Source organism: Roseiflexus sp. (genome assembly GCF_057785375.1).
In genome coordinates this window covers 21347-47491 of record NZ_JBYNRX010000073.1, presented here as the reverse complement: position 1 = coordinate 47491, position 26145 = coordinate 21347, and the positions used below count along the sequence as shown (strand labels likewise).

The 26145-nt window shown below is 60.8% G+C and carries 21 protein-coding genes; 13 read left to right on the top strand and 8 right to left on the bottom strand.

The window, feature by feature from the left end:
* Position 1: 1 nt before the first annotated feature.
* Positions 2 to 1084: a glycosyltransferase family 2 protein gene (locus AC3EA7_RS12775; protein ID WP_488614443.1), complete on the bottom strand. Its 1083-nt coding sequence runs from the start codon at positions 1082 to 1084 to the stop codon at positions 2 to 4.
* A gap of 101 nt (positions 1085 to 1185) precedes the next feature.
* On the opposite strand from AC3EA7_RS12775, the gene AC3EA7_RS12770 reads away from it, so the two are divergent.
* Both AC3EA7_RS12770 and AC3EA7_RS12765 read left to right on the top strand, forming a co-directional pair.
* Positions 1186 to 2712, top strand: coding sequence for an LCP family protein (locus tag AC3EA7_RS12770; RefSeq protein ID WP_488614442.1), 1527 nt, complete (start codon positions 1186 to 1188; stop codon positions 2710 to 2712).
* Between the two features lie 189 nt (positions 2713 to 2901).
* Complete coding sequence (locus AC3EA7_RS12765) at positions 2902 to 3441, top strand: acyl-CoA thioesterase (RefSeq protein WP_488614441.1); 540 nt, start codon at positions 2902 to 2904, stop codon at positions 3439 to 3441.
* A 464-nt stretch (positions 3442 to 3905) separates the two neighbouring features.
* Here AC3EA7_RS12765 and AC3EA7_RS12760 read toward each other — a convergent pair whose 3' ends face one another.
* On the bottom strand, positions 3906 to 4904 hold the full coding sequence (locus tag AC3EA7_RS12760; protein ID WP_488614440.1) for an MraY family glycosyltransferase: 999 nt from the start codon (positions 4902 to 4904) through the stop codon (positions 3906 to 3908).
* A 140-nt stretch (positions 4905 to 5044) separates the two neighbouring features.
* On the opposite strand from AC3EA7_RS12760, the gene AC3EA7_RS12755 reads away from it, so the two are divergent.
* Positions 5045 to 5665, top strand: coding sequence for a biotin transporter BioY (locus AC3EA7_RS12755; RefSeq protein ID WP_488614439.1), 621 nt, complete (start codon positions 5045 to 5047; stop codon positions 5663 to 5665).
* Between the two features lie 612 nt (positions 5666 to 6277).
* Positions 6278 to 7489, top strand: coding sequence for a hypothetical protein (locus tag AC3EA7_RS12750; protein WP_488614438.1), 1212 nt, complete (start codon positions 6278 to 6280; stop codon positions 7487 to 7489).
* Between the two features lie 172 nt (positions 7490 to 7661).
* Here the strand turns inward: AC3EA7_RS12750 and AC3EA7_RS12745 are convergent, their stop codons facing one another.
* Together AC3EA7_RS12745 and AC3EA7_RS12740 are read right to left on the bottom strand one after the other, a co-directional pair.
* Positions 7662 to 8948 (bottom strand): ArgE/DapE family deacylase, encoded by a 1287-nt coding sequence (locus AC3EA7_RS12745; RefSeq protein WP_488614437.1) that lies wholly within the window; start codon positions 8946 to 8948, stop codon positions 7662 to 7664.
* A 4-nt stretch (positions 8949 to 8952) separates the two neighbouring features.
* Positions 8953 to 9969 (bottom strand): dimethylarginine dimethylaminohydrolase family protein, encoded by a 1017-nt coding sequence (locus AC3EA7_RS12740; RefSeq protein ID WP_488614436.1) that lies wholly within the window; start codon positions 9967 to 9969, stop codon positions 8953 to 8955.
* A gap of 1 nt (position 9970) precedes the next feature.
* Here AC3EA7_RS12740 and AC3EA7_RS12735 point away from each other — a divergent pair, with 1 nt between their 5' ends.
* From AC3EA7_RS12735 to AC3EA7_RS12725, 3 genes are all read left to right on the top strand, one after another.
* Positions 9971 to 10099 (top strand): hypothetical protein, encoded by a 129-nt coding sequence (locus tag AC3EA7_RS12735; RefSeq protein WP_488614435.1) that lies wholly within the window; start codon positions 9971 to 9973, stop codon positions 10097 to 10099.
* Between the two features lie 252 nt (positions 10100 to 10351).
* Positions 10352 to 10552, top strand: a complete 201-nt coding sequence (locus AC3EA7_RS12730) for a hypothetical protein (RefSeq protein ID WP_488614434.1) — start codon at positions 10352 to 10354, stop codon at positions 10550 to 10552.
* Positions 10553 to 10573: 21 nt separating this feature from the next.
* The gene (locus AC3EA7_RS12725) at positions 10574 to 11713 is read left to right on the top strand and encodes a hypothetical protein (RefSeq protein ID WP_488614433.1); all 1140 of its coding nucleotides are present in this window, start codon (positions 10574 to 10576) and stop codon (positions 11711 to 11713) included.
* Between the two features lie 487 nt (positions 11714 to 12200).
* Here AC3EA7_RS12725 and AC3EA7_RS12720 read toward each other — a convergent pair whose 3' ends face one another.
* Entirely contained in the window at positions 12201 to 14222 is a 2022-nt protein-coding gene (locus AC3EA7_RS12720; RefSeq protein ID WP_488614432.1) for a monovalent cation:proton antiporter family protein, read from the bottom strand.
* 446 nt (positions 14223 to 14668) lie between these two features.
* Between AC3EA7_RS12720 and AC3EA7_RS12715 the strand changes: the two genes are divergently transcribed.
* Positions 14669 to 17086 carry an FtsK/SpoIIIE family DNA translocase gene (locus AC3EA7_RS12715; protein WP_488614431.1) on the top strand — a complete coding sequence of 806 codons (2418 nt, stop codon included), beginning with the start codon at positions 14669 to 14671 and terminating at the stop codon, positions 17084 to 17086.
* Positions 17087 to 17121: 35 nt separating this feature from the next.
* Here the strand turns inward: AC3EA7_RS12715 and AC3EA7_RS12710 are convergent, their stop codons facing one another.
* Positions 17122 to 18624 carry a Ppx/GppA phosphatase family protein gene (locus AC3EA7_RS12710; protein ID WP_488614430.1) on the bottom strand — a complete coding sequence of 501 codons (1503 nt, stop codon included), beginning with the start codon at positions 18622 to 18624 and terminating at the stop codon, positions 17122 to 17124.
* A 25-nt stretch (positions 18625 to 18649) separates the two neighbouring features.
* Positions 18650 to 18823 (bottom strand): hypothetical protein, encoded by a 174-nt coding sequence (locus AC3EA7_RS12705; protein ID WP_488614429.1) that lies wholly within the window; start codon positions 18821 to 18823, stop codon positions 18650 to 18652.
* Between the two features lie 198 nt (positions 18824 to 19021).
* On the opposite strand from AC3EA7_RS12705, the gene AC3EA7_RS12700 reads away from it, so the two are divergent.
* The gene (locus AC3EA7_RS12700) at positions 19022 to 20092 is read left to right on the top strand and encodes a Gfo/Idh/MocA family protein (RefSeq protein ID WP_488614428.1); all 1071 of its coding nucleotides are present in this window, start codon (positions 19022 to 19024) and stop codon (positions 20090 to 20092) included.
* 293 nt (positions 20093 to 20385) lie between these two features.
* Entirely contained in the window at positions 20386 to 21120 is a 735-nt protein-coding gene (gene rnhA / locus AC3EA7_RS12695) for a ribonuclease HI (RefSeq protein WP_488614427.1), read from the top strand.
* A 212-nt stretch (positions 21121 to 21332) separates the two neighbouring features.
* On the opposite strand, the gene AC3EA7_RS12690 is transcribed toward rnhA, so the two are convergent.
* A complete protein-coding gene (locus tag AC3EA7_RS12690) occupies positions 21333 to 22406 on the bottom strand; it encodes a c-type cytochrome (RefSeq protein WP_488614426.1) in 1074 nt (357 codons plus the stop codon).
* 1545 nt (positions 22407 to 23951) lie between these two features.
* Between AC3EA7_RS12690 and AC3EA7_RS12685 the strand changes: the two genes are divergently transcribed.
* The 3 genes from AC3EA7_RS12685 to AC3EA7_RS12675 all read left to right on the top strand — a co-directional run bounded on the left by AC3EA7_RS12685 (position 23952) and on the right by AC3EA7_RS12675 (position 25925).
* Entirely contained in the window at positions 23952 to 24188 is a 237-nt protein-coding gene (locus tag AC3EA7_RS12685; protein ID WP_488614425.1) for a CPBP family glutamic-type intramembrane protease, read from the top strand.
* A 275-nt stretch (positions 24189 to 24463) separates the two neighbouring features.
* Complete coding sequence (locus AC3EA7_RS12680) at positions 24464 to 25645, top strand: MBL fold metallo-hydrolase (protein ID WP_488614424.1); 1182 nt, start codon at positions 24464 to 24466, stop codon at positions 25643 to 25645.
* A 28-nt stretch (positions 25646 to 25673) separates the two neighbouring features.
* A complete protein-coding gene (locus AC3EA7_RS12675; protein WP_488614423.1) occupies positions 25674 to 25925 on the top strand; it encodes a sulfurtransferase TusA family protein in 252 nt (83 codons plus the stop codon).
* Positions 25926 to 26145 lie beyond the last annotated feature (220 nt).

Here is a 26145-nt window from a genome sequence, read left to right as displayed (position 1 = left end):
CTCAGTTCTTGGTTCTCGTAACCCCTAACCCCTCATCCTCGACTTGCTCCCCGGTTCTGATATCCTGGCTCTCTGTCAGGCGTTGTTCGAGGCGATCCAGGCGCGCCTGCATATCGCGTTGCCATGCCAGGTCGGCAATTTCCTGCGCGCGAACGCGGTAGAGCACTTCTTCCAGCAGGCGCCGCGTCCCGCCGATCCGGTCCGCCAGAAGGCCGATGAGGAAAATAATGAAGCCAAGAATGAGCGCTGTGCTGCCAACTGCCAGCGACTGTGCGTTATCCTGCGGGAAGTTATCGACCAGTTGGCGCATCAGATACACATACAATGCCCGCCCCAGGAAGAGAAAGCCGGCTATCAGGAAAGGAAGGGCGATATAGGTGAATGTCTTGAGCGGCTCGTATGCCGTGTAGGTGCGCACAATCGTTGACGCCTGCCGTTTGATGAAGTTCCAGTTCCCGGTGTGCAACCGCGAAGCGCGATGCACCGGATTGGTCGCAATCGGCACCGTCTGGATCGTCAGACGGCGCTTGCCCGCCTGGATCAGGTTCTCCACGGTGTATGAAAAATCGCTTGTAACAAATGTGCGCAGCGCCGCTTCACGTGAGAGTGCGCGAAAGCCGCTCACTGTATCAGGCACATTCGTACCCGAAGCCCAGCGCACCACGCCGCTGCCGACCGCCTGCAACATTCGTTTGAGCGGCGAGAAATGGACATTGCTCTCAATCTGGCGATCGCCGATCACCATATCTGCTTGCCCTGCCAGGATCGGCGCGATCAATCGAGGAATCTCACGCCCTGGATACTGATTGTCTCCATCGGTATTGACGATGATATCGGCGCCGAGGCGCAATGCTGCATCAATGCCGGTCTGATAGGCGGTCGCCAATCCTTTGCGACTGGTATGGCGCACCACGTGGTCGGCGCCGTGCGCCAGGGCGACGGCAATGGTATCATCGGTGCACCCGTCGTCGATGATCAACGCTTCGACGCTCGTGATGCCAGGAATGTCGCGCGGAATATCGGCGAGGACGCGCGCGATCGACTCAGCCTCGTTGAGCACGGGGATCTGGACAATCAGTTTCATATGTGTTACGAATGTGTCATCAATTGTGCAGTGCGATTCTAGCCGAGCATGTGATAATTGTAAAGCGCAGCCGCCTGACTGAACGATGATGCCGTGGTGGTATGGAACATCTGATCCTGGACTGTCGTGAAGCGCGGCGATTGATCGATCGCGGCGTTTCTCCGGGTTCGACGCGCCCTGACTGTCGCGCGCTCGGATTTCATCTTGCTGGCTGCGCCGCATGCCGGGCATACCGCGCACGCCGCAATGATGAGTTGCTGGCTGAACTTCTGGCAGCGCCGCGTGATCTTGCGGCGTCGCCGGTAGCGCCGCATCCCCGGCCGGCACGACAGACAGCACGATTGATCCGCAATGTGAGCCTGACACTGGCGGGTATTGCGGCGGTGCTGAGTGTGATGTTTATCGGGCGACTGGCGATTGCTTTCGCCTCGATTGCGGGCAGTATCGACGCGATGGCCGGAAATAACGACCAGGCGCAGATCGCCCCGCCTGTGACAATTCCGCCGGAGCTGGCGACCCTCATCCCGCCAACTGTGCCACCGCCTGCATGGGCAGGCGTCTCCGCCACAGCGATCGTGCCTCCTCCGGAAACTATCGCGCTGACGCGCGTCGCCGACCCCACCGAACCGCCGCGCGCAGTCGCTACGGCTGTGGCAGAACCGCTGACGCCGCGTGCTTCTGCCGCCGCATCGCCGACGTTTGGCGCGCCATCGCCGATGCTGCCGACCATCACCCCCATTCCGTTGCGCCCCGATTATCGTCCCGGGGCGCCAACCCCGCCGCTCGTGCCGATCCCGACGCTGTCGAACGCGCCTCAGCGCGCGCCGCCGCCGGGGACCGCAATGAATGTGTTGCTGCTGGGCATCGACCGGCGACCGGGCGAAACGTTCCCGGCGCGCGCTGATGCGATCATTGTGGCACGTATCGAACCGGAGCGTCGCCGGATCGCGCTCCTTTCGCTGCCACGCGATCTGGTGGCGCCGATTCCAGGATGGGGATGGTCGCGGATCAATGCGGCGACAGTCTACGGCGAACTGAATCCGGCGCTCGGCGGAGGCATCGCGCTTACACGGCGCACTGTCAGCGAGTTTCTGTCCATCCCAATCGACTACACCGTTGCCATCGATTTTACCGGCTTCATTGGCGCGATCGACGCCATTGGCGGCGTGACGATCGATGTGCCGGTTGAACTCTACGATCCGCTCTATCCGACAATGGATTACGGGTATACAGTCGCGCATTTTCGCCCTGGCATTCAGCACATGGACGGTGAGCGCACGCTGATGTACGCCCGTATCCGGCATATGGACAGCGATTGGGAGCGGATGAAACGCCAGCAGGCGGTCATCATTGCAGCGCTCGCACAGGTGCGTGCGCAGAATACCGTCGGACGCATTGAAAGCATCGCTGCGTCGATGACGGCGTTGCGCGGCTACGTGACTACTGATATCCCCGAAACGCAACTCCTCGGTCTGGCATGGGCATTCCGCGACTTCACGCCCGATCAGATCGAACGCTACACGCTCGACGCCAACTATGTCAGCGTCGGTGCGCCAGACGACCCCTACGCCCAGTATGCGCTGCCGGGCGCGGTTGACTATCTGCGCGCACGCCTGCTGGGACAGTGATGTGAACATCGTTCGTATCTCGCGCTGATATGATACAAAGCGCCTCCTGGCGTGCGCGCCTGTCCGATGTCTTTCCTGCATAGCAGAACACCCGTGAAAGAACGGCGCACATGATTGCTGCGCTGGGCAGGCGCTAACTCATGGCATGTGAAGATCTGCTAAAACGGCGCTGTTTGGGAGGAGACAGGAATGGATGAAGATCACAGCTATCGTCGCCTTGAGATGACCGTCTTGATGACGCCGGATATGGCAAACTTCTCCGGGCGCGTCCATGGCGGCTCAATATTGAAACTGCTCGATCAGGTGGCGTATGCCTGCGCCGCCCGATATTCCGGCTCATATGTGGTTACTCTTTCCGTTGATCAGGTTGTCTTTCACGAGCCGCTGTATGTCGGCGAACTGGTCACCTTTCTGGCATCGGTCAATTACACCAGTACGAGTTCGATGGAAGTCGGCGTTCGGGTGATAGCGGAAAATATCCAGGCGCGCAGCGAACGCCACGTGATGACCTGCTATTTCACAATGGTAGCGGTAGACGAGCATGGGAGACCCCATCGCATTCCTTCATTCACCCCCACGACACCTGTTGAGAAGCGGCGCTGGAAGGCGGCGCAATTGCGGCGTGAGTTCCGCCGTGAGATCGAACGTCGCAGTCTGGACATTCGTCTGCACCCTGACGATCTTGCCCCAGAACGCGGGGCGGGCGGGCAGCCCGAAGCGCAGGGGTGATGCTGTCGCAAGGCGGAAGGCGCGTGGGGTGCAAGTGTGAGGCGCACGGAGCGCAGGCAAGGGGGACGCAGGCGAGCAGGGCGCAAGCGGGCAGGCGGGCGCGGCGCAGGTGGAAAGGGTGCACGGTGCAGGCGGAAAGGGCGCGCGGCGCAGGTGGAAAGGGTGCACGGCGCAGGCGGAAAGGGCGCACGGCGCAGGCGCACGAGGTGCAGGTGGGCAGGCGCTTGGATCCGCAGGGCGCAGGCAGAGCGGAGGTGGGCAGGCGTATGGCACACAGTCGTGAGGCGCACGCGGCGCAGGCAGGCGGGATGCAGGTGGACAGGGCGCGAGGTGCGTTCAGGCAAGCGGGCGGGGTGTAAGTGGGCAGGGGCGCGAGGTGCATTCAGGCAAGCGAGCGGGGTGCAAGTGGGCAGGCGGTTAGTCTGAAGGTTAAAGCAAGCAACCTAACCCCTAACCCCTAACTCCTAACCCCCCTGTCGTCGCTCGAACCAGACGATCCCCGCCAGCATCGCTGCGGCGAGCAATCCGGCGGCGATATACCCATCCGGCGCGCGCGCCTGTGAGATGTACACCGCCACCATCCCGGCGCCGCATCCCATCAGGTAACAGACCAACACCGCCTCGCGTCGCGTCAGGCCAAGCGCATTCAGTCGGTGCGATACATGATCTTTGCCCGGCGTAGTCAACGGGTTCTTGCCCCGGCGGAGGCGGGAGACGAAGACCAGTGAGGTATCGAAGATCGGCACTGCCAGAACGCACACTGGCACCAGCCAGGTCACCCACGGCACATTGGACGGAAAGCGCAATCTGATCGCCAGCGCCGCCAGGAGAAAGCCCAGGAAGAGTGAACCGGCATCTCCCATGAAGATCGTCGCCGGGTTGAGATTGTAACGCAGGAAGCCGATACACGCGCCGATCAGTGCGGCAGCCATGGCGCCAACCAGATACTGCCCGCTCATGGCTGACAGGAGCAGAAAATAAGCGGCGGCCACCGTCGTCACGCCGGCCGACAGCCCATCCATGTTGTCGAGCAGGTTGAGCGCATTCGTGATACCCATGACCCAGAAGAGCGTGAGCGCCCAATTCATCCATTCAGCCGGGAAGAGGCGTACCTGTGTGCCGCCGAGGATCAGGATCGCGCCTGCCAGCGCCTGAGCGCCGAGTTTCACGTAGGCATTCAACCCCCAGCGGTCGTCCGCCAGACCGAAGAGCGACACCAGCGTAGCGCCAAGCAAAATGCCGATCAATTCGCGCACATATGCCTGATCGCCAAAGAGAATGAGTGCAACCACGAATGCGGTATAGATGGCAACGCCGCCGAGCAGTGGCACCGGCACAAGTTGCAGTTTGCGTGCGGCAGGTGCATCGACCACGCCGGTGCGCAGCGCCGCCCGTCGCGCTACCGGCGTCGCCAGAACGGAAAAGAGCAGAGCAGTGATGAAAATCAGGAGGATTTGCGTCATCGGTAACCCTGCAAACGAGGTCGCGTGAGCGACATTGTAACTCTTGCAGGATACTATATATCATACTGCTCGTTATGAGAAGTTAAGATGTGCGCATGGGGAGATGCCCCATGCATTTGAAGCATCGAAAGGAGATGTTTATGGTCACACCATCGGTCAGCCATCCGTCGCTCGCGCAGGCCGTCTTTCCACGCGCTTCCTGGTTGCGCGATCTGCTGCTCGTGGTCGGAGGGGTGATTTTTGTGGCGCTGCTGGCGCAGGTTCGGATTGTTTTGCCGTTTACGCCGGTTCCGATCACGGGTCAGACGCTGGGGGTGCTACTGATCGGCGCAGCATATGGCTGGCGATTGGGGTTCATCACGCTGGCAACGTATGTGGTATCGGGAGTTGTGGGGCTGCCGGTCTTTGCGGGCGGCGCCGCCGGTCTGGCGCGCCTCTTCGGTCCGACGGGCGGGTATCTGGTGGCATTTCCGCTGGCTGCGGCATTGATCGGCTTCCTGGTGCAGCGCTTCGGCGTTGATCGCCACCCGTTGCGTTTGGCCGCGTCGATGGCGCTCTGCTCGGTGCTTATCCTGGGGCTTGGTTCGACGTGGCTGTCCTTCGCACTGCAGACGAGCATGAGCGATGCGCTGGCAAAAGGCGCATTTCCCTTCATCCCCGGTGATCTGGTGAAGATGGCGATCGCAGCCCTGCTCCTGCCCGGCGCCTGGCGTCTCATCGGGCGCGCCGATCGGCGTGAGAACGAGGGGTCGCAGGAATAACGCTTCTGGGGAGGAGGAGAGAGAGCCGGATGCCCCTCCTGCAGACGGGTTCCTGCATGCGCTCGGCGGATGTCGGTTCGCGCCGCTGCAGGAGGGTGCAGCCCAAGCATGCAACATGAGGGTCTGTCCAACACATCCGCGCCGGGAAGTTCTGTCTCGCCGCTCTCTTGCCGGAAACCCTGCAATCTGATTGACGCATCAACCGCAATTTCATATAATCTACTGTGTGTCTGCCTGGTAAATGCAGCCGGCAATCGTGCTTTGCGTTATGAGGAAAGCACGATTGCTGGCTGCACACTTGCTATGGACTGCGGAGGGCAATGCATGCAAAACTGTTGCCAGATACGTCGATCATCGCTCACGTCTTCGGATGAGGCGCATCTCACCCGCCGTCAGTCCTTAGAATCATCCGCTGCGGAACCGGTTACTGGGATTCATAATGACCAGGACGTTGTTATTCCGAACGACGGGCATCGTTTCGACACGATTCGTCTGTACACTGATAGCCGCGCTGATCAACGCCCTCACCCGATGTCAGGTGCGCCGTTATCTCCTGGAGAGTCCCCCCAAAGCGGCGATCTGTCCCATGTTCAACCGGTCTTCACGGCGCCTGTGATTGCGCAGCGAGCGCCAGGCGCCTATCTCCAGCGCACGCCAGCCGAAGATCTGATTGCCGAGCATACGACGATGTTCAACCTGCACGAAGATCGGCTTGGTGCGGCGCTGCTGCAACGCATGCGCAGCGGACAGCACGATTTCATCATGCAGGTGTTCGATGCCCTTGGTTCGACCGACCGTGATGATGTAGCATACGAAATGATGCATCGCGCATCTGATGCCGATCTCAGGCAGGCTGTGCAGTCGTCGGAAGGACGTCGCTTGCTTGACCGTATGTTCGATGAACTGACCGCCGGCAACGTTTCGCAGGAGGAGCAACAGGAGGCTGACCGTATTGTGCGCGTGAAAGCGGGTCGGCTTAGCCCGGAACAGTTCGAGCAGGGCATGCGCACAGCAAAGATTTTCCCCTTTCGCCTTCCCGGTCTGACGGTTTTGGATGATGCGCCCATCTCAGCAGAACGACGCGAGCGCGGTCGCATCTGGATCAGACAGCCGGTACGTGTGTTGGGAACGTCAATGTTTCGTGCAGAAACGCGCACGCTGCCATCAGAAGTGTTTACCTCCGGGATTGAATTGCCAGAGGACGAGATCGTTGGGGTGCGGATGTACGATATGGGCGGCATTACGATCTACCGTCCGGCGTTGTTTCTCATTCAACTGGCGAATACGACCGATACCACGGTGCTGACCAAGATCATCGAGGTGGCCGGTATCGGCGTGACGCTCGGCACCGGAGCGCTGGCAATCGCTGGCGGTGAGGCGTCTCTGATCGCGCGCGCCTTTGTATGGGCGGATCGTGTGGCATTTGCGCTTGGCACAGTGGCGTCGGTTATTGCCGAGCATCGGGGCTGGATTATCCGTCGCTTCGGCGCATCGGGACAGACGTTCTTGAGAGCGATTGAAATGCTGCAGAGCGCGTTGTCCGTCTACAACATCGTGTCTATCGTGCGCAACACGCCGCGGCTTGTCACCGGGTTGCGGTCTTCGTTCGACGAGTGGAGCGCTGCGGTACGGGGCATCGAACGCGAACTCAGCGCTGCTGAACTTCAGACGATCCGAACTATTAGCGATGAGACGAATACAATTTTGCAGCAGTGCGCCGCTGTTGCGCAGGCAGCGCAGGGTCCGCCCCAAAGCGGCAGTCTATCGGGCGTGGAAAGCGACACTGCTCTCGGTGCAGCGCCCCCTGTCACACGGCCACGGTAATACTCATACGCGGTCATTTGAACAATCATGGTTGTTGAGCACATCATCCGGTACCGCCCGGTGCAGCCCGCGCAGGCGGGCTTTGCAACCGTAGCTCGCGGCTTCAGCCGCTGGTCGGACTCGAACATCTTGTATGAATGACCGCCACGTGGTATAAGATGACGCCCGCATGCTACGCGACACCGCAGAAGCGCAGCGCGGTCAGCGCCAGTGTTTGCGTGGCAATGCGCAGGTCGGCAATCGCAACCCGTTCATTCGGACGGTGGGCATCGCGCACATCCCCTGGTCCGAAGAGGATCGTCGGGGTGCGGCCCTCATTCACCAGCAGACGCATATCAGCGCCATAGGTCATGCCTTCGAATACGGCTGCCGCGCCGGTGATGTCGGTGAACGATTCGCCGGCGGTCAGCACCAGCGGGTGATCGACAGGTGTGTTCGCGGGTGCAAATTGGCCGCCCCACCACTCGATGCGTGGCGGATGCTCGCGGAGCCATGGATCAGCGTGTGCGGCGCGGGTAACCGTTTCTTCCAGCATCTGTCGCGCTGCGGTGAGATCCTCGCCGACTGCCACACCGTATCGTCCCTCGGCAACGAGCGTTTCGGCGACAGTCGAAGCCCACTCACCGGCGCGCACTACACCAATACACAGCGCATATGGGAGGGTATAACGGCGGTAGAGCCAGCTGATGGGATCGTCCCGCAGCCGCGCCTCTGCGTTGCGTGCGGCTTCCAGGTCCATCAGCGCCTGGTAGAGGAGCATAAACTTTTCGATGGCGCTGACCCCTTCTTCGCGCACACACCCGTGTGCTGCGGCGCCGGGAACGGTCAGGCGAAAGTTGAGCGCCCCCGCTTGCGCCGGCGCAATCCGCAGTTCCGTTGGTTCGACCACAATCGCGCCATCTCCGGTATGGCCGCGCAGCACTGTAGCGAGGGCGCCGCAGCCCCCATCCTCCTCGCCGATCACACTCTGGATGAGGAGGCGCCCCTTCAGCCGCACGCCGGCGTCGCGGATGGCTTTCAATGCGAAGAGCGCGCACGCCAGCCCGCCCTTCATATCGAGCGCGCCGCGCCCGTACACCCAACCGTCGGCAATTGTCGCCTGCCACGGCGGGAAGCGCCACAACGCCTCATCGCCCACCGGCACGACATCGACATGTCCGTTGAAGATGAGGGTTGGTCCATTTCCCAGGCCGCTCACGCCGACGACCCCCAACCCACGCTGACGCTCCACTTCTGCCGAAAATGCCGGATGACGGCGCAGTGCAGCGAAGTCGATCTCCCAGACATCCATCTCACACCCCAGACGTTCCAGGGATGCTGCAACATACTCTTGCGCTGCCGACTCGCCAGGGGAACCGGCGAGGCTCGGAATCGCCACCAGGTCGCTGAGAAACGCCAGCAACCCATCGATGTCAACCGCTTCAATGACTGCACGTTCAATCGGATCGGTGATGGCCATTGTCCTACCCTCGCAAAATCGGGCGTGTCAGGCAAGTCGGGCCGCCTTCCGCCTTGATAGAGATCTCGTCGCCACAGTAGGTCAGCACCTCACATCCTGCCGCCTCCAGGCGTTGCTTTGTCAGCGGGTTATTCTCCAGCATCAGGCACTGCCCAGGCGCCAGCGCCAGCACATTCGGTCCCATCGTCGGGAACTCAGCGTCGGGGACCTCGATCAGGCGAAAGCCGCGACGCTGCAATTCCTGATAGAACGGCACTGAGAGCAACGGCGGATACACAACCGCCAGCCGTTCATCGACGATGCTGATCAGCGACAGCAGGTGCAGGCAAGCGTCGGGACCCTGGTAGTACGGCAGTTCGACCGGCAGGGTGCGGATGCCGTGCGGCGCCAGCGCATCGGTCAACTGGCGCCGCCCTTCGGCGTTCGTGCGAAACCCGATGCCGACGGCAAGCGTTTCTTCGTCGAGCCAGAGGAGATCGCCCCCTTCGGCGCGCGCGTCGCCATCGAGCGTTGCGAGGATCGGGATGCCGATCTGGGCGAAGCATTCAGCCAGCGCCGCTTCCTCGCCGCGCCGCAGTTTCTTCCCCATGCGCAGCACAACTGCGCCCGCATTTGTAACGATTGCCGGATCAAAGACAAAAATGGCATCTGCTCGATCAGGCTGCGGGAGATCGTGATACACCACCTCAACGCCAGCGCTGCGCAGGATGGCAACCAGCGCGTCATGTTCTTCCTGAGCGCGCGCGAGATCGGGACGCGCGGTGTACTGCCAGCGCTGCGGGTCCGCCTCGCCGAACGCCTTGTCTGGCCGCCGCACAACGACCCGCCGGAGCGGCGCGATCATGCTCTGAGCGCCATAGGATCGCATGACTGCACCTGCCTGTGTGAAGAACCAGTCTGGGGTAAGCATACCATACCCTGGAGCGAGCGCTTCGATGTGGACGGTTTCGCTGCTGCTCAGTGATGAGTGACGAAAGATGGATGTTCCGCCTGGAACGGTTGACGCTGAGAGCGCAGGCATCTTGCCCGCACGCATTTTGGGAGCGATCCTGGGAGCGCGGGCATCTTGCCCGCACGTGTATACCCTGCGTCAACGGAGCGCCGGTCGCAGCCAGGACATGGAATGGGCAGGCGGCGGCGGCGAAGCGTAAGGGCGGGTCTGAGATCCGCCCTCGCGCTGTCCAGGTCCAGAATGACGTATGGAGCGACAACGCAGCGACGCAAGGTATGACTGCACCTTCATGGGCACAGAGGCGGGGCTTCTTTGATACAATAGAAGTCACAGGAAATGCTCTATCTTTCTTTCCTGGCGCGCACCGTCGGTGAATATGCACAGGCTGCTGTTCGAGACGGTTCCGCAGACCAATTGAAACCACAGAAGCGCTAGATATGGAGGCGCTCGTATGAAACTTCTTCAGGTCATTGCCAGCGGTATTACCCGGCAACTCAGGCGCCTGAGCCGGTTTTTCAGGCGATCTTCTCCTCGCCGTCGCTCCCCTGAACTTGCCGAACTGGAGTCTCAGTTCTATCGGGATACCGACCAGGATCGCGAGCAGGTCTGGAATCGCCAGTTTTCTAACTCTATCAAATCGGGGCGAGGGTGAGCGTCTGCGCGAATCACCTTTATGATGACGACAACCGACACGCCACCTGTTGCTGCCTCGCATCTGCCCGCGATTACGTCCGCCGCTCTGACGATGTATCAGTTTTTCGACATCGGCGACGCCATCGACCTGGATCAGGCGCAACGCTGCCTGAGCAACCCGTCGGAGCGGCGTGTTCGCCCGCGCACGCGCCAATCCGAAAGTATTCGCATCGCGCAGCCGCCGTTGCGCATCGATCTTGGAAGTGTGCCGGTCACACTGGCGGATGAGCAGCGCATCGGCGCGTTGCGCGCCGTCGTGTACGATCTCGGCGCCGTCGAGATTACCATTGAGATACGCCTGACCACGCCGCTATCGTGGGAGAACGTCGCCGATCTGTTTGCCGCTGCGCAGGAATTGCCAGCCGAGCTGACAAAACGTATTGCCGCTGCGCTCGATGATCTGGAAGCGCTCATTCGACCGGCGATCTCCCATCCGCAGCGTTCGCCGGTGGTCGAAGACTACTGCGTGCTGATCGTCGAACGACTCGCCCCGCCCTGCAATGTCGCTGAACTGTCGGATCATCCGGCAGTGCGCGCCGCGCTCCTGGGTGAGCGACGCACCCTCAGCGCGGATGCGTCGCGTCTGGTCACTGCGCTTAGTTATTACTCGGATGACCTGGCGCTCCTGAGCTGGAACGGCGCACTCCTGATTGAATCGGATGCCGCCGCAGCCGCAACGGCTGTCGATATTCTGGCATTTGCCAATGTCGAACTGCTGCTCATTCGATCCTACGACGCCGTGCTCAATGCGCGTCTGCCGGAAGTGCACCGTCGCATCGCCCAGGCGCAGCAGCGTTTTACCATGCCGCTCGTGCGCCGCTACAGTCAGTTGCTCAGTGATGTGCAGCGGCTGGTTGTGGAAGTGACCGAGGTGACCGAACAGATCGACAATGCGCTCAAAGTCACCGACGATGTCTACTGGAACCGGCTCTACAGCGCGGCGCTCAGAGTGCTGCGCGTGCGCGTCTGGCGCGAAGGCGTCGATCACAAACTGGCGCTGCTGCGTGAGACGTATGCCATGCTCCACGCCGATGCCGACTCGGAACGCGCTGCCGCGCTCGAGTGGGCTATTGTGCTCTTGATCGTCTTCGAGATCGTCATGGCGCTGTTGGGGAAGTGACGCTGTGCCCGCTGTATTCAGAGAGCCAGAAAGCGGTTGTGATCGTACTGATGCCAAGTGGCGGTCAGTCAGACAAGTTGTTCGCGCGTTCGTTGTGCAAGGCGCAGTGGTCAACGCGCAGCGGCGGGCGTGTCGCGGACGCATGATGGTGCAGTGGCATCAGCAGTCCCGGCGGGGCGTTCACGTGCAGTGAGCACGGTCGAATCGCGTCCTCAGCCGCCCGGCGGCTGAGGACGCAGGCTACGGGCGCCAAGCCCGCCTGCGCGGGCTGCACCGGGCGATACCGGATTCTTTTCTCGAAAGCCATGATTGAGTCCACTGCAAAAAGGTTTAACCACCAAGGACACGAAGCACACGAAGGTGAATACACATGAAGCGCATTTCCTTTGTGTCCCTTTGTGACCTTCGTGGTTCGCTTTGTGCCGTGAAGTCATGATTGTCCAAATGACCGCGCATCAGTATCACATTGATCGCTCTGTGAGCGAGATCAACACGCATCAACTTCCACCGATGCGCGTACTTCCACTGCCTGCGGCGCTTCTGCCGCAGCATCGTCCAATGGCACACAGAGCGCGTGAACTGCCTGGCGCTGCTCGAGCGTTCCCCAGACGGCGAGCCGGTCGCCAGCCAGCAACAGGGTTTCTGGACCGGGGTTGGCGATGATGGCAGAGTTGCGCTCAATGGCGACAATTGTTGCGCCGGTGCGCCAACGGATATGGTTTTCGCCAATCGTTTTTCCATCGAGCGACGATCCGGCTTCGACCGTCATCCAGGCAAGGCCGGTCGCCGAGGCAGACTTCCGCAGGAAATTGAGCAGCAATTCTTCCTGACCGGGCAATCGTAGCGGTCGATACCCCTGCATACGCACAGCATCAGCCAGCATGTCAATGGCTTCCGGTGCAACATCACAGCGTAACAGCGCCTGGCGCACCATCTCGATCCCCGCCTCGAACTCCGGTTGCACGATCTCGTCCACGCCCAGCGGTTGCAGTTCCTCGATCTGCGCCACGTTCGCCGCGCGCGCGATCAGCGGCACGGTTGCATTCAACTGGCGCACCTGGCGCACCACCTGCTCCACATTGACCCCGCTGGCAACCACCACGAGCACCAGTCGGGCGTGCGCCAATCCAGCCGCTTCCAACACAACCGGGCTGGCGCCGTCGCCGTAGATCACCGGCAACCCCGCCTTCTTTGCACGCTCGACGGCGTTGTAATTCTGATCGATCACGACACATGGCATTCGGAGGTGCTGGAGCGCCCCCGCAGTATAACGCCCGACCCGCCCATAGCCAATGATAATGATGTGATTGTGCAACGTTTGTTCTGGAATGAGATGCGCCTCGGTGACCGTGCGGGTGCGCCGCAGTCGCGCCGCCAGCGGATCGGCGCCTCGCACCGCAAAAGGGGTCAACACCATCGTCACCACTGCCGTCGCCAGCACCAGCGTGAAGGTCTCTTGGCGAATAGCATTGGCATTCAGCCCGACCTGAGCCAGCACGAAGGCAAACTCGCCGATCTGAAACATGCCCAATCCCACCAGGATCGGAATGCCTTCAGCATAGCCGAAGGCGCGCGAGATCGCACCGAAGATCAACGCTTTTCCAATGGCGACGAGCGCCACCACCAGCAGCACAATGCCGAGGTGATCGAGCAGAAACGCCGGGTCGATGAGCATCCCGATCGATACGAAGAACAACAAGCCAAACAGATCGCGGAGCGGACCGATGTTGCTGAGCGCGTGATGGCTATGCTCCGACTCGCTCAAGACCATGCCGGCAACGAATGCGCCGAAGGCGAACGACAGTCCCGCCAGATATGTCGCATACCCCACGCCAAGCCCAATGGCCACAACCGCGATCAGATAGAGTTCGCGCGAGTTCCAGGCGGCAATCTGCCGCAGAATGACCGGCATCAGGCGTGTGCCGCCATAGATCATCAGTGCAAGAAAGAGCGCGGCGCGAAGAATCGCCCAGCCAAGCACAGGCAATCCTGCGCCGGGGTCGTGAAGCGTTGGCAGAATGATGAGCATCGGCACAACCGCCAGGTCCTGCACAATCAGCATGCTCATCATGATGCGCCCTGCCAGTGAACCGAGCCGTCCCTGTTCGAGCAACGTTTTGAGAATGACCATTGTGCTCGACAGCGCCACAATAGCGCCAAACCAGAGCGACTCGTATTCGGGCCAGCCGAGCATACGACCAACACCAAACCCGAACGCCATGGTCACCAGGATCTGAATCGTCGTGCCTGCCAGTGCAATGGTGCGCACCTTTCCCATGCGACCGAGATTGAATTCGAGACCGAGCGCAAAGAGCAGCAGCGCCACACCGATTTCGGCGAGCAGTTCAATGTCGTGAATATTGCTGACGGTAACCCCGCCGGTATGCGGACCAACGACCACGCCGGCAAGGATGTACCCCAGAATGAGCGGTTGACCGAACCGTTGTGCAATAAATCCGCCAATGAGCGCCGCAACGACGATAATGGCGATATCTGCTGCTATTCCCATACGCGTCTCCTTGCGCAGGTCTTGGTGTGACCGGAGCGGACGCAATCGCCTGCGTGAGCAGGGCGTGCGCTGCAGATTCCCCCGAATGAAGATCGCCTGATGCAGATTGGCTGCTATCAACAGCGCCGAAACGTTCGACGCAGATGTTACCGGGGAAGAGAGATTTCCTCACACGTGGACGAGCAGGCAAAAAGCCAGCTCGAAGATGCACATGTCATTATAACGGCATTATCGTTGTTCTGCACGCCAGAGGTTAGGAGTTAGGGGTTAGTCTTAACCTGCAACCTCTCGCCTCTCGCCTCTCGCCTCTTGCCTCTCGCCTCTCGCCTCTCGCCTCTCGCCTCTCGCCTCTCGCCTCTTGCCTCTCGCCTCTCGCCTCTTGCATCCCATGCGAACATATGTTACTGTGATACTGTCAATTTCCTGATTTCTGCGGCACAACGGCTATGGCGCGCGCAAAATCTTCGTCAACCGGGCGTAAATCAGCAGGGACGCGACGCAAACGGGCGAGCGCAAGCTCGACGCCTGCATTACGCCCGGAACATCAGCGCGAACTGTTCGCCCTGGGGCTTATCGCAATCGCTGCGGTGACGGTCGTGTTCTATGTGACCGGTACAGCAGGCGTGATCGGCGCATCGTGGGTCGAGCTGACCCGCCGCCTGTTGGGATGGGGCGCGCTGGTTGTGCCGCTGTCGCTTGGGTTGCTCGGGGTGGCGATCCTTCTGCAAGAACAGTATGAGGATGTGCGGCTGACCGGCGCGACGGTGCTCGGCACGCTGCTGGTGCTGACGGCGCTTCTCGTGCTGCTGGAGTTCTCCATTGGCGTGCGCGACGGGTTCGATGCGCGCGCCGGGGAAGGCGGCGGCGTCGCCGGGTATGCGATCCTGGCGCTTCTTTCACAGGCGATCGGTCGTCCGGCGGCATTCGTGATCGCCTGCCTGACCGGGCTTGCAGGCATTCTGCTGACCTTTGACATCACATTGCACGAGTTGTCCTCTTCGCTTCGCGACGGCTTTGCCCGCTTCCGGGCAACAGTGTGGAACCCCAGCGTCCGGCGCACTGAAGGGTCTTCCGCCCCGGCATCGCGTTCGTCACCGGTCAAGCCTGATGCGTCAACCACCTATGTTCCGCCGCCGCAAACCGACGACGACATTGTGCCGACGCCAATTGCCGAGCGTCCGACACGCGCCAGTCTGTTCCAGCGCCCCGAAACGCGCACCCGCCGCTCGTCGGGGGCGCCCTCCGTTTCCTCCGCCAAACCGGAAATCGCCCCTCCGCCGTCTTCCGGCGCCGCTCCTGGCAATACGACGCTGCTCACCAACCTGCTGACGACGCCGACCGGCAACGCACCTGCGGAAGTGGTTCAGAAACCGCTCGACGGGTTTGAGATGTCGCCGATATACCGCGCCTGGCCCCTGCCGCCGCTTGATCTGCTGGAAAGTTATCCAGAGGGAACGATTACTGATGAGGAAAAACGGCTGCGTTCGCGCCTGATCGAAGAAACCCTGGCAAGTTTCAAGGTCGAGGCGCAGGTCGTCGGCGTCAATACCGGTCCTGCCGTGACGCAGTTCGAATTGCAGCCCGCCGTCGGTGTCAAGGTTTCCAAGATCACCACGCTGGAGAAAGATCTGGCACTGGCGCTGGCAGCGACATCCATTCGCATCGAAGCGCCGATCCCCGGCAAGAATGTGATCGGCATCGAGATTCCCAACTCGGCGATTTCGATTGTTGGCATGCGCGAGGTGCTCGAAAGCGAAGAGTTCGAGCGCGCCAAAGGGCGATTGAAGTGGCCTCTGGGGAAGGATGTGTCCGGCACGCCAATCATCGCCGCGCTGGATCGCATGCCGCACGCACTGATGGCGGGCGCCACCGGCACCGGCAAAAGCGCCGGGATCAATGCGCTGGTCTGTTCACTGCTCCTCAAGCATACCCCCGACGAGTTGAAGTTCATCATGGTCGATCCGAAGATGGTCGAGTTGATCGTCTACAATCGCATTCCGCATATGCTCTCGCCGGTAGTGACCGAACTCGAGCGGGTGGTGCCGACGCTGAAGTGGGCGACGCGCGAAATGGAGCGGCGCTACAAGGTCTTCGCGCGCTACGGCGTTCGCAATATCGAAGGGTACAAAACGGCTGCGCGCCGCCGCGCCGATCTCGAACCATTGCCCTATATTGTCATCATCATCGACGAATTGGCAGACCTCATGATGATGGCGCCGGATGAGGTCGAAACGCTGATCTGCCGCCTGGCGCAGATGGCGCGCGCGACTGGCATTCACCTGGTGATTGCCACGCAGCGCCCGTCGGTCGATGTTGTGACTGGCCTGATCAAGGCGAACTTCCCCACCCGAATCGCGTTTGCGGTCACGTCGCAGACCGACTCGCGCGTCATTCTGGATATGAACGGCGCCGAACAGTTACTCGGTCGCGGCGATATGCTCTACATGGCCGCCGATGCTGCGCGTCCGATCCGACTGCAGGGCACGTGGGTTTCCGAAGCGGAAGTCGAGCGTATCGTGCAGTTCTGGCGCGATGCGACGCCGCCGGTCACAGACGACGAAAAAGGGAAGTCTGGCGAGCCGGAAACGGAGAAACCCGGCGACCAGAGCGGCATGCAGCCCCCCGGCGAGTTTCTCAGCGTCACTGAACAGGACGAACTGTTGCCGCAGGCAATCAAACTGGTGCAACAGCACTCGCGCGCTTCGGCATCGCTGCTGCAGCGCCGGTTACGGATCGGCTACAGCAAAGCTGCTCAACTGATCGATCTGCTCGAACAGCAGGGAATCGTCGGCCCGGCGGAAGAGGGGCGCAGTCGGGAAGTGCTGAAGCGAGCAGAGGATGGAGAGATGGGGGGGTTGGCGTAGGGACAGGTCTGAGACCTGTCCCTGCGCCACCTCTCTCAACGGATCTCCACATCGCGTCCATACGCTTTGCGGAACAAGCGCGACGCCCGGTTCGCATCCCAGATCTCAACGGCGGCATCGCCGATAGTGCGCGCCGTCATGCGCACCGGGTCGCCGATGTCAACCGTAATATCCTGCACAACCTGGCACTTACGCCGCTCCAGATATTCAGCGATCCGCAACAGCGCCGCCAGCCGCAAGACACGCTGCTCATCATCCGGTTGCAGAAGTGCGCGTAGTGAACCAACGTTTACATCACCTTTGCGGTGGAACTGCACCAGCAGTGCGATGAGCGCAATTTCGCGGTGGGTGAACCCCTGCAGAGCGCCATTCAATACCAGATACGCGCCATGTTTGTGGTGGTCGTAGTAATTGACCGCCAGCCCGATGTCGTGAAGTGTGGCCGCATAGCCGAGCAGCGTGCGTTCCCAGTCGCCATAGGCGTGCAAGGGGCGCAGTTGATCGAACATTGAGAACGCCAGATCGCGCACCTTGGCGGCGTGTAACGCCTCGTAGTTGTAAATGCGCGCCAGGTTCTGCACGCTGAACCCGCGCATATCGGCAAAGAGCGGCGGTTGTTCGCCAACCAGGAAATGCTCGTAAAAGATCCCTTCACGCAACCCCTGCCCGCCGACCGTCAACGCCTCGAACCCGCCGCGCCGCATGAGGTGCGCCAGAATAACAGCGCCGGGAAGAATCAGGTCGGCGCGATCACGTCTGAGACCGGGGATCTCCTCGCGCTGCCGCTGATCCATGCCGCGCAACTGCTCGATCAGCGCTTCAAGCCGCTCGCGCGACAGCACGTACCCATGAACGCGGTCGAGAGGATAGTTGTGCATTTTCTGATCGATCTCGGCCAGGGTGCGGATGGTGCCGCCAATCCCGACCAGCGTAGGACCCTGTTCGGCGCTCAGCCAGTCGAGCGAGGCGAAATACTCGCCAATGCCGGATTCGAGTGCACGGAAATCTTTGTTGCTGATCGGATCGGATCGGACAAATCGTTCGGCGGCGCGCAATGCGCCGATCGGCTGGCTGTACCAGCGGAGAAACCCCCGCCCGCGCACCTGCGACACCTGGGTGCTGCCGCCACCGATGTCGATGGTAAAACCGTCGCGCAGATCGATGGAATTGACCACGCCAAGATAGCCGTAGTACGCCTCCTCGCGCGCTGTGAGCACCCGCATCGACAGACCGGCTTCAGCAGCGATCCGCGCAATGAACTCCGCCTGATTAGCGGCTTCACGGACGGCGCTCGTCGCCACCGGTACGATGGTCTGCACATGCTCAGAGTGACTCAATACGTGAAACAGACGCATCGTCGCCACTGCCCGGTCCATCGCGGCAGGTTTCAGCCGTCCGTCGGGACCAATGCCTTCCGCCAGACGCACACTTTCGCGCACTTCATCGAGGAGACGGAATGAGTGATGCGGCGTGTACCCCATCACGATCATGCGGGTTGTATTCGATCCCAGATCGATGATGCCGATACGCTTCTGCATATGCGCATTCTGATCTTTACAGGCATCACTGCACTGACGATTTGGACGACTGCATCAACGCATACAGACGGCGCTCCATACGCACTGCCGCCTCACGGTACATCGCGCGATGCTTGCGAACGGTTGCAAGTTCACGTTGCAATGCCAACGCCCAGAGCGCAACACCGACTATCAGGGTGAGCCAGAGAAATGTGCGCATACATGGTCTCCAGGTGGTCGAGAAGGCATCAGAGTCAGTCTCTTCTCATTCTAACCCATTCTATCGTGAGAAACAACGGCAGGCGCGCCGTTCGTGGTAAGATACTCTGGTATTCGTTCTTACCCGGCGTAGCATACGTCCCATCATTGGCGATGGACGCTCTGGCTACGCTGCATTTGACATCAGGAAGGAACATCCATGTCCACCCCCGTTCGCATTGGCGTCGTTGGCGCGGGCGCGGTCGTTGTCCACGGACACGTCCCCTCGCTTCAGGCTCTTCCCGGCGTTCAAGTAACCGCCATTTGCGACACCAACCTGGCGCGCGCGCAGGAAGCCGCCGCAAAATTCAATATTCCGCAGGTTTTTGCCGATTACCGCGATCTTCTCGCATTGGGCGATGTCGATGCCATCACCGTGGCTGTGCCAAATGTCTTCCACGCCCCGGTTGCGATTGCGGCGCTCGAAGCGGGCAAGCATGTGCTATGTGAAAAACCGCTGGCGACCAGCGTGGAAGACGGAGAGACGATGGTTACAGCCGCCGAGAAGGCCGGCAAAGTGCTGGCGATCAACATGAGCAACCGTCCACGCCCTGAAATCGTACTGCTGCGTCAGATGGCGCAGTCAGGGCGTTTTGGGAAGATCACCTACGCCTTTGGGCGCATGCTGCGACGCAATGGCATCCCCGGCTACGGCTCATGGTTCACGCGCAAAGAACTGGCAGGCGGTGGCGCGACCATGGACATCGGGGTGCACATGCTCGACATGGTCTACTGGATCCTGGGATTCCCGCCGGTCAGCGCAGTGCGCGGCGAAATCCAGGCGGTGCACGGACCGTATGAGCGTGGGCTTGGCGGATGGGGCGCCGACCGGGTGCCAGGCGGAACGTTCGATGTGGATGATCTGGCGGCGATCCATCTGCGGTTGGCGAACGGCGGCCTGGTGACGATCGAGGTCACCTGGGCGATCCACGCGCGCAACGAGGAGCGCATTCAGATTGCAGGCGACCTGGCAGGCGCCGATTACTTCCCCGATCTCTACGGGAAGGATCATCCGCTGCGCATCTACCGCGCCGAAGATGGCGTACCGGTCGAGATTGCGCCCGATGTGCCGAAGAAAGAGTGGGCATGGGCGGAAGGTTTTCGCCACTTCATCGCTGCCTGCCGGGGCGAAGGCGCACCGCTGGCGACGGGTGCGGAGGGGCTGGCGGTGCTGCGCCTGCTCGATGCGGCATACCGATCAGCAGCGACTGGCGCGGAAGTGCGGGTATGACGGGGGGACACGTCGAACGTGTGAACATTGACGGTGAGGGTGCGCCGGTCGCACGCCCGCCGGACCACGGCAGGTAGAGGCGTGCCCGGGACACGCCCCCCTGGGGGCGCGGGCATCGCTCACGTTGTATGGATCACGGGCGCGCAAGAGGCCACGCCCCCCCTTGGGGACGCGGGCATCGCGCCCGCACAACGGCACGCCCCCCCTGGGAGCGCGGGCACGCCCCCGTGCCAATCGCGCAGGGAAAACGTTGCAGACGGACACGTCACGTTCAGGAACAAGGACCGTATTGCATGAGCAGCAAGAAAAAACAGTACTACGTCGTCGTGAAAGGACGAAATCCGGGAGTCTACACGAAGTGGTTCGGTGAAGGCGAAGCCGCAGAGCAGGTCGAAGGATTTCCCGAAGCAGTGTACAAAGGATTCTATACCCATGAAGAAGCCATAAACTGGCTCAAAGAATTCCCAAAGGAGACCTTATTGAACATTGCTCCCAATCTGGTTGACTATCTCGAGCGCCATGGTGGGGCTGCGATCAGTACGAATGAAATAGTCGCAGATTTACTTGAATCTGGCAAAGTGGTGATATTTACCGATGGTTGCGCCGATCCAAAATCAGGTTTCGGCGGTTACGGTGTTATTCTCAAGTATCGTGGGATCACAAAGGAAATATCAGGAGGTTTTCGAGAAACAACCAACAACCGGATGGAAATCAGGGCCTGTATTGAAGGCTTACGATCTCTGAAGAGAAAATCCGAAGTCGTCATCTTTAGTGACTCGAAGTACGTTGTTGATAGCATGTCAAAAGGTTGGGTCGAAAAATGGCGTGCTCAAGGCTGGATGAGGAGTGAGAAAGAACGAGCAGAGAACTCCGATCTATGGGAGCAGTTGCTGGAGCTTTGCAAACAGCACCAGGTGGAGTTTCGCTGGGTGAAGGGCCATAACCACACCAAAGAGAATGAGCGGTGCGACCAGTTAGCATCAGAGGCGGCGAAAAGGGGAGATTTACCAATTGACCATCGGGCTTAATCGGCAACATCGTGTATCCGGTTTGCGGGAGTGGCGATTCGAGAGGTGTAGGCTGACATCGACCGCTCTCACAAACGCGCCGGTCTTGACGTCAAATTGCTGCCTGTACAGGGGCACGGGATTGCGACCCTGACGTTGCGCCTCTCCTGATCGATGAGGTCTTCGAGACCGAACCAGCGGTTGATGCGGTCTGAAAAGCGTCATCGTGACCGTCACCTGTCTGCATGGCAGTGACTGCATGGCAGGTTCGGATTTTCGCCGCCATGCGGCGCCTGGATGCGGTGCATGCTGTGGCACGTCGGGCAGCCGACGCGCGAGGGTGAGCCGCTGTGACAGGCGGAACACTGCGGAAAGCGCACGTGCGGCATTTTGACGACACTCAGCGCGTGCTGGTCGTGGCAGGTCATACATCCGGTATAGATCGCAAGTTCTGGCGGGAGTGAGCCGTCTGTCTCAGAAGCAGGCGGGTTCGTCGCCGCTGGCGGAGGCGGCTGGGTCGGCGTCGGCGCAGGTATTGGCGTCGCGGCATCAGTCGGCGACGGCGGGATAGTCGGAGATGACGCCGTGGGTGATAACGTGTCAGATGCACTCTGTGTCGCTGTCGCCGTAATCGTCGGGCTGCCCGCAACCGGTGTGCGATTGTCAGGAGATGGCGAGGTTGCCGGTGATGGTTCGACCGTTCTTGACGGAGATAAGGAGAGCGTGGCGGCTGCCGTCGGCGCCGGCAGCGCGGTCTCTGTCGGCGCGACTGCGACGGTCGCCGGTTCTGGCGGCAGAGTTGGAGCGGGCGCGGGATCGAGCGCTGGCGCCTGCGCAACCGGCGCCTGGTCGAGCGTCAGCAGGTACGCCGTCAGATCGGCAATATCCTGGTCGCTCAGGATTTCGCCAAAGTCGCGCCCGACCACGGCACGCGCCAGACCCGCTTCGAACCCTGGCACAACGAAATCATCGTGCACCAGAATCGAGCCGCGAATGTACTCGTCGGCGGCGACGCCGGGAATGCGTGAACCAGCGCGCAGTGCAATGCCTGCCAGGTTTGGTCCCAGACCATCACCCGCTGCCGGATCGACGGAATGGCATCCACGGCAGGCAACGAAACCGGCGATTGCCACATCACCGGCAAACAGCGCCGCGCCACGCTGCAGGTCGCCGGTGGGCTGCGCAACCGGTGATGCTACCGGTGTGGCAACTGCGGCGCCAGGCGCTACCTGATTGGCGACGGCGCCGCACCCGGCAAGCAGCGCAAGCCAGAGCAGCAACACCTCCGCCACGTGACGGTGACGCATAAATCGGTTCCTTCTCCTTGTGACCTGTGTTGATCTCGCACAAAGACGCAAATACACAAAGAAGCCACATCCCCAATGCTGTGAATGATGGCTCTTGCGCCCTTGAAAGATATTGAAAGAAGACCTTGTTTAGTATAAAAAAAAACCGTGCGCAGTGGCGATACAAAGCATTTACCGGGTGTAAACGACACACCACATGATTAAGGGTTTGCTAAGGGCAAACAGGCGTCTCTGGCTTTGACAACAGCGAGTGTGTAGTGCTACACTCACCCGCCGGAGAAGGTGACGGTGCGTGAGATGCACCGGAGGGACGAGCACCGCCAGCAACGCAGGCAGCGCCAGCGTAGGGGCGCTCACATGGGAGCGCCCCAATGCGACTATCATCGGGTGCAGGCAGGAATTGACAGGAAGGGACGCACATGACACACTGCCAATCCTGGCAGGCAACACCAGCGGACCCCGGCAGAACAGCGCGTCAGGCGCCTGCCGTGACGTGTTGCGGCGCCGACCCGGTTCTGCGCGCAGGTACGGCATCCTGGCGCCATTCAGCGCACGGGCGTGATGGTTTTGAGCAAATAAGCCAGTATCGCCCGGGTCAGCCCGCGCAGGCGGGCTTTGCAGCAGGAGCCCGCGACTTATGGTTTTTGAGAAATTAATCCGGTATCGCCAAGTCGAGCCCGCGCAGGCGGGCTTTGCAGCAGGAGCCCGCGACTTCAGTCGCCGGGCTACAAGGCGGATAGCGGAATAATGACTTCATTGCCAAAAGCTGTAAACCACGAAGGTCACAAAGGGACACGAAGGAAATGCGCTTCATGTTTATTCACCTTCGTGCGCTTCGTGTCCTTTGTGTTTAAGCCTGTTTGCAGTGGACTCAATAATTATTCAAACTCCGTCAGCCGCCGGGCAGACAAGCGGATAGCGGAATAATGATGCAACAACCATCAGCCGCCGGGCGGGCAGGCGCATTCACACGCCGTGGCGAGAACGCGGCAACGCCCTTCGCGTGATGAGCCCGACAGTTCAGCGTGGCAGCATGGCGGGCTGCCGCCTGACCTTTCATGGTGGGACTGACAGTGGGTGGCAGACAATCTATGATGCCATGGAGAGGACCGAATCGACAATGGAACACACCGCTGCCAGAAAGCGCGTCCTGATCCTGCTGCCCATTCTGCTGATCGCAAGCGCTGCGTTCGTGTTCAGCGCCGCGGCGCGCTGGCTGGGAGAGGCTCCTGGCTATCTGGCCGGCTTTGGCTTCTACTGGTTGTGGTGTCTGAGCGCGCCGCTGTTCCTCTGGGGAAGGCGTGGGCTTCACCACGTGCTCGCAGCAGAGGCGTCCCTCTTCAGAAAAGAAAACTGGCTGCTCATGACGCTGCTATCGCTCACCATTGCCGGCGCTGTCTGGATGTATTTCATCCCTGGTCTGGCGAGCGTGTCGTTGGGGGTGTTGTTGTTCTCACCGATCGCCATTCTCAACGGAACTGCCGAAGAAATCCTGTGGCGCGGGGTCTATGTAAAGGCATTCGAACACAACGTGATGTTGGGTGTGTGTACCCCGCAGCGGGATTTGCGCTGTTTCATCTGGCGCCAACCCTGGTGTTTCCTGCCGAAGGCGGAGCATTCCCATTCATCATGTCCACATTCACCCTGGGATTGGTCTATGGCTGGGTGGCGTACAGGACGAAGACCGCCAGATGGACCGCTGTTGCCCATAGCCTGGCGGGTGTGCTGGCGTTTGGCGAGCCGATCTCGACGAGCATCGCCTGGCTTGTGTTTCCAGACTGAACGTCCATCGGCGATGGTCATGAGGGCGCTCACAGGAGAGCGCCCCTCCGCTGGCGCTGCCCATGTGTCAGCACCGCTTCGATCACAACGTCAACGAGGAACGCCCCTACGCCGACGGCGCCCGTCTATCCGGCGCGTCCCATATGACCGTCGCCTGTACCAGATGCCCGCTTTCTTTACCAGACTCTTACATTCGCCTTGTACGCGCCTTACACTGCCGGCATACACTACGCCTGTTCGTGATTCTTTGTGAACAACAGTACGAGGTTTGATGTATGACGGTTGCAGAATTGCAAACCCAGGCGCCAGCAGTGAGTGCCAGCGCCCTCTATGATGCGTTGTTGCACAACACGGCGCCGTTCATTCTCGATGTGCGCAACCCGGACGACTTCGCGCGCTGGCGGATCGAGGGTCGCGCCGGATTGACGGTTCAGAACGTTCCGTATTACGACTTTATCGAAGATGAAGAAGGCGCGGTCGCCCGTATTCCCGCTGGCCGCGAGGTGCTGGTCGTGTGCGCCAAGGAAGGGTCGTCGCAGTACGTCGCCGAACTCCTGCGTGCGCACGGCATCGATGCACGCTATCTGGAAGGCGGCATTCTGAGCTGGGGGCATCTCTACGATACACGCGACATTGTCAGCGCCTCCTGGGGTCGCATTGTACAGGTTGCGCGTCCGGCGCGCGGTGATGTCAGTTTCATCGTCATCAGCGATGGCGCCGCCGCGGTCATCGACCCGCTGCGCCACACCGCGCCCTACCTGGAAGCCATCGCCGCACACGGCGCACGCCTGACGCATATTTTCGATACGCACGTGCATGCCGACCACATCAGCGGCGGACCGGCGCTCAACCGTGAGACCGGCGCGCCGTATTACGTTCATCCCTACGATGCGATCCACCCGATCGACATGCTGCCAGCAACAATTGCATACACGGCGCTCGACGATGGGCAGACGTATCGCGTCGGGCAGGTCGAACTGCGGATGATCTGGTATCCGGGGCATACGCTGGGGCAGGTGAACATTCTGGCAATCGCTCCCGATGGTTCGCGCTACCTGTTCACTGGCGACGGCATCTTCCTGCGTTCGTTCGGGCGCCCGGACCTCGGCGGCAAAGGCGAGGCGTGGACGCCAATGCTGTACGAGAGCATGACGCGCCGCCTGCCGCCGCACCTCAACGATGCAACGCTCATCCTGCCATCGCACTTCTCGACGCTCGATGAGGCGGACGAAGCCGGGCGCGTGGCAGCGCCGTGGGGCAATGTCCAGCAGACGAACACCTCCCTGTCGCACCTGGAGTCGGAGGAAGCGTTCCGGTCATTCGTCCTCGGCAATCTGCCGGAGTTCCCGCCGCAGTATGTTGAAATCAAGCGGGTGAACATCGGTCTGCGCATACCTTCCGAGGCGGAAGCGGAGGAACTGGAGCTTGGCAAGAACGTATGCGCCCTGGCGCAATAACACCATCAATCAGAAAGGAATAACGTTCATGGAACTGACATATCACCAGACACTCGATGTCAAGGGCGCAAAGTGCCCGATGCCGCTCGTCAAGAGTCGCAAGACGATTACTGACCTGCCGGTTGGTCAGGTGCTGCGCGTTGTCGCCACCGACCGCGGATCGGTCGCTGATTTCCAGGGGTGGGTCAAGACGGCGAAGAACGTCGAACTCCTGGCGCAGGAGGTTATGCGGGAAGACGGGCAGGAACTGTATGTCCATTACCTGCGGCGCACCTCTTGAGAGAACCAAGAACTAAGAACTAAGAACTGAGAACTGAGAACTGAGAGCCCCGAACTGGCGGATCAAGTGCACGACCGGCAACCAGGCGGGCCGCCGTTAGTGTGAGCGCGGCGATCTTCCTGCAGACGACAACGATTCGCCGTTAAAGTATTGCTCGCATGCTTGTCTCATAGCGCTGGGCGTTGGCTTCGACAGGCTCAGCCAACGCCCGGCACAGGCA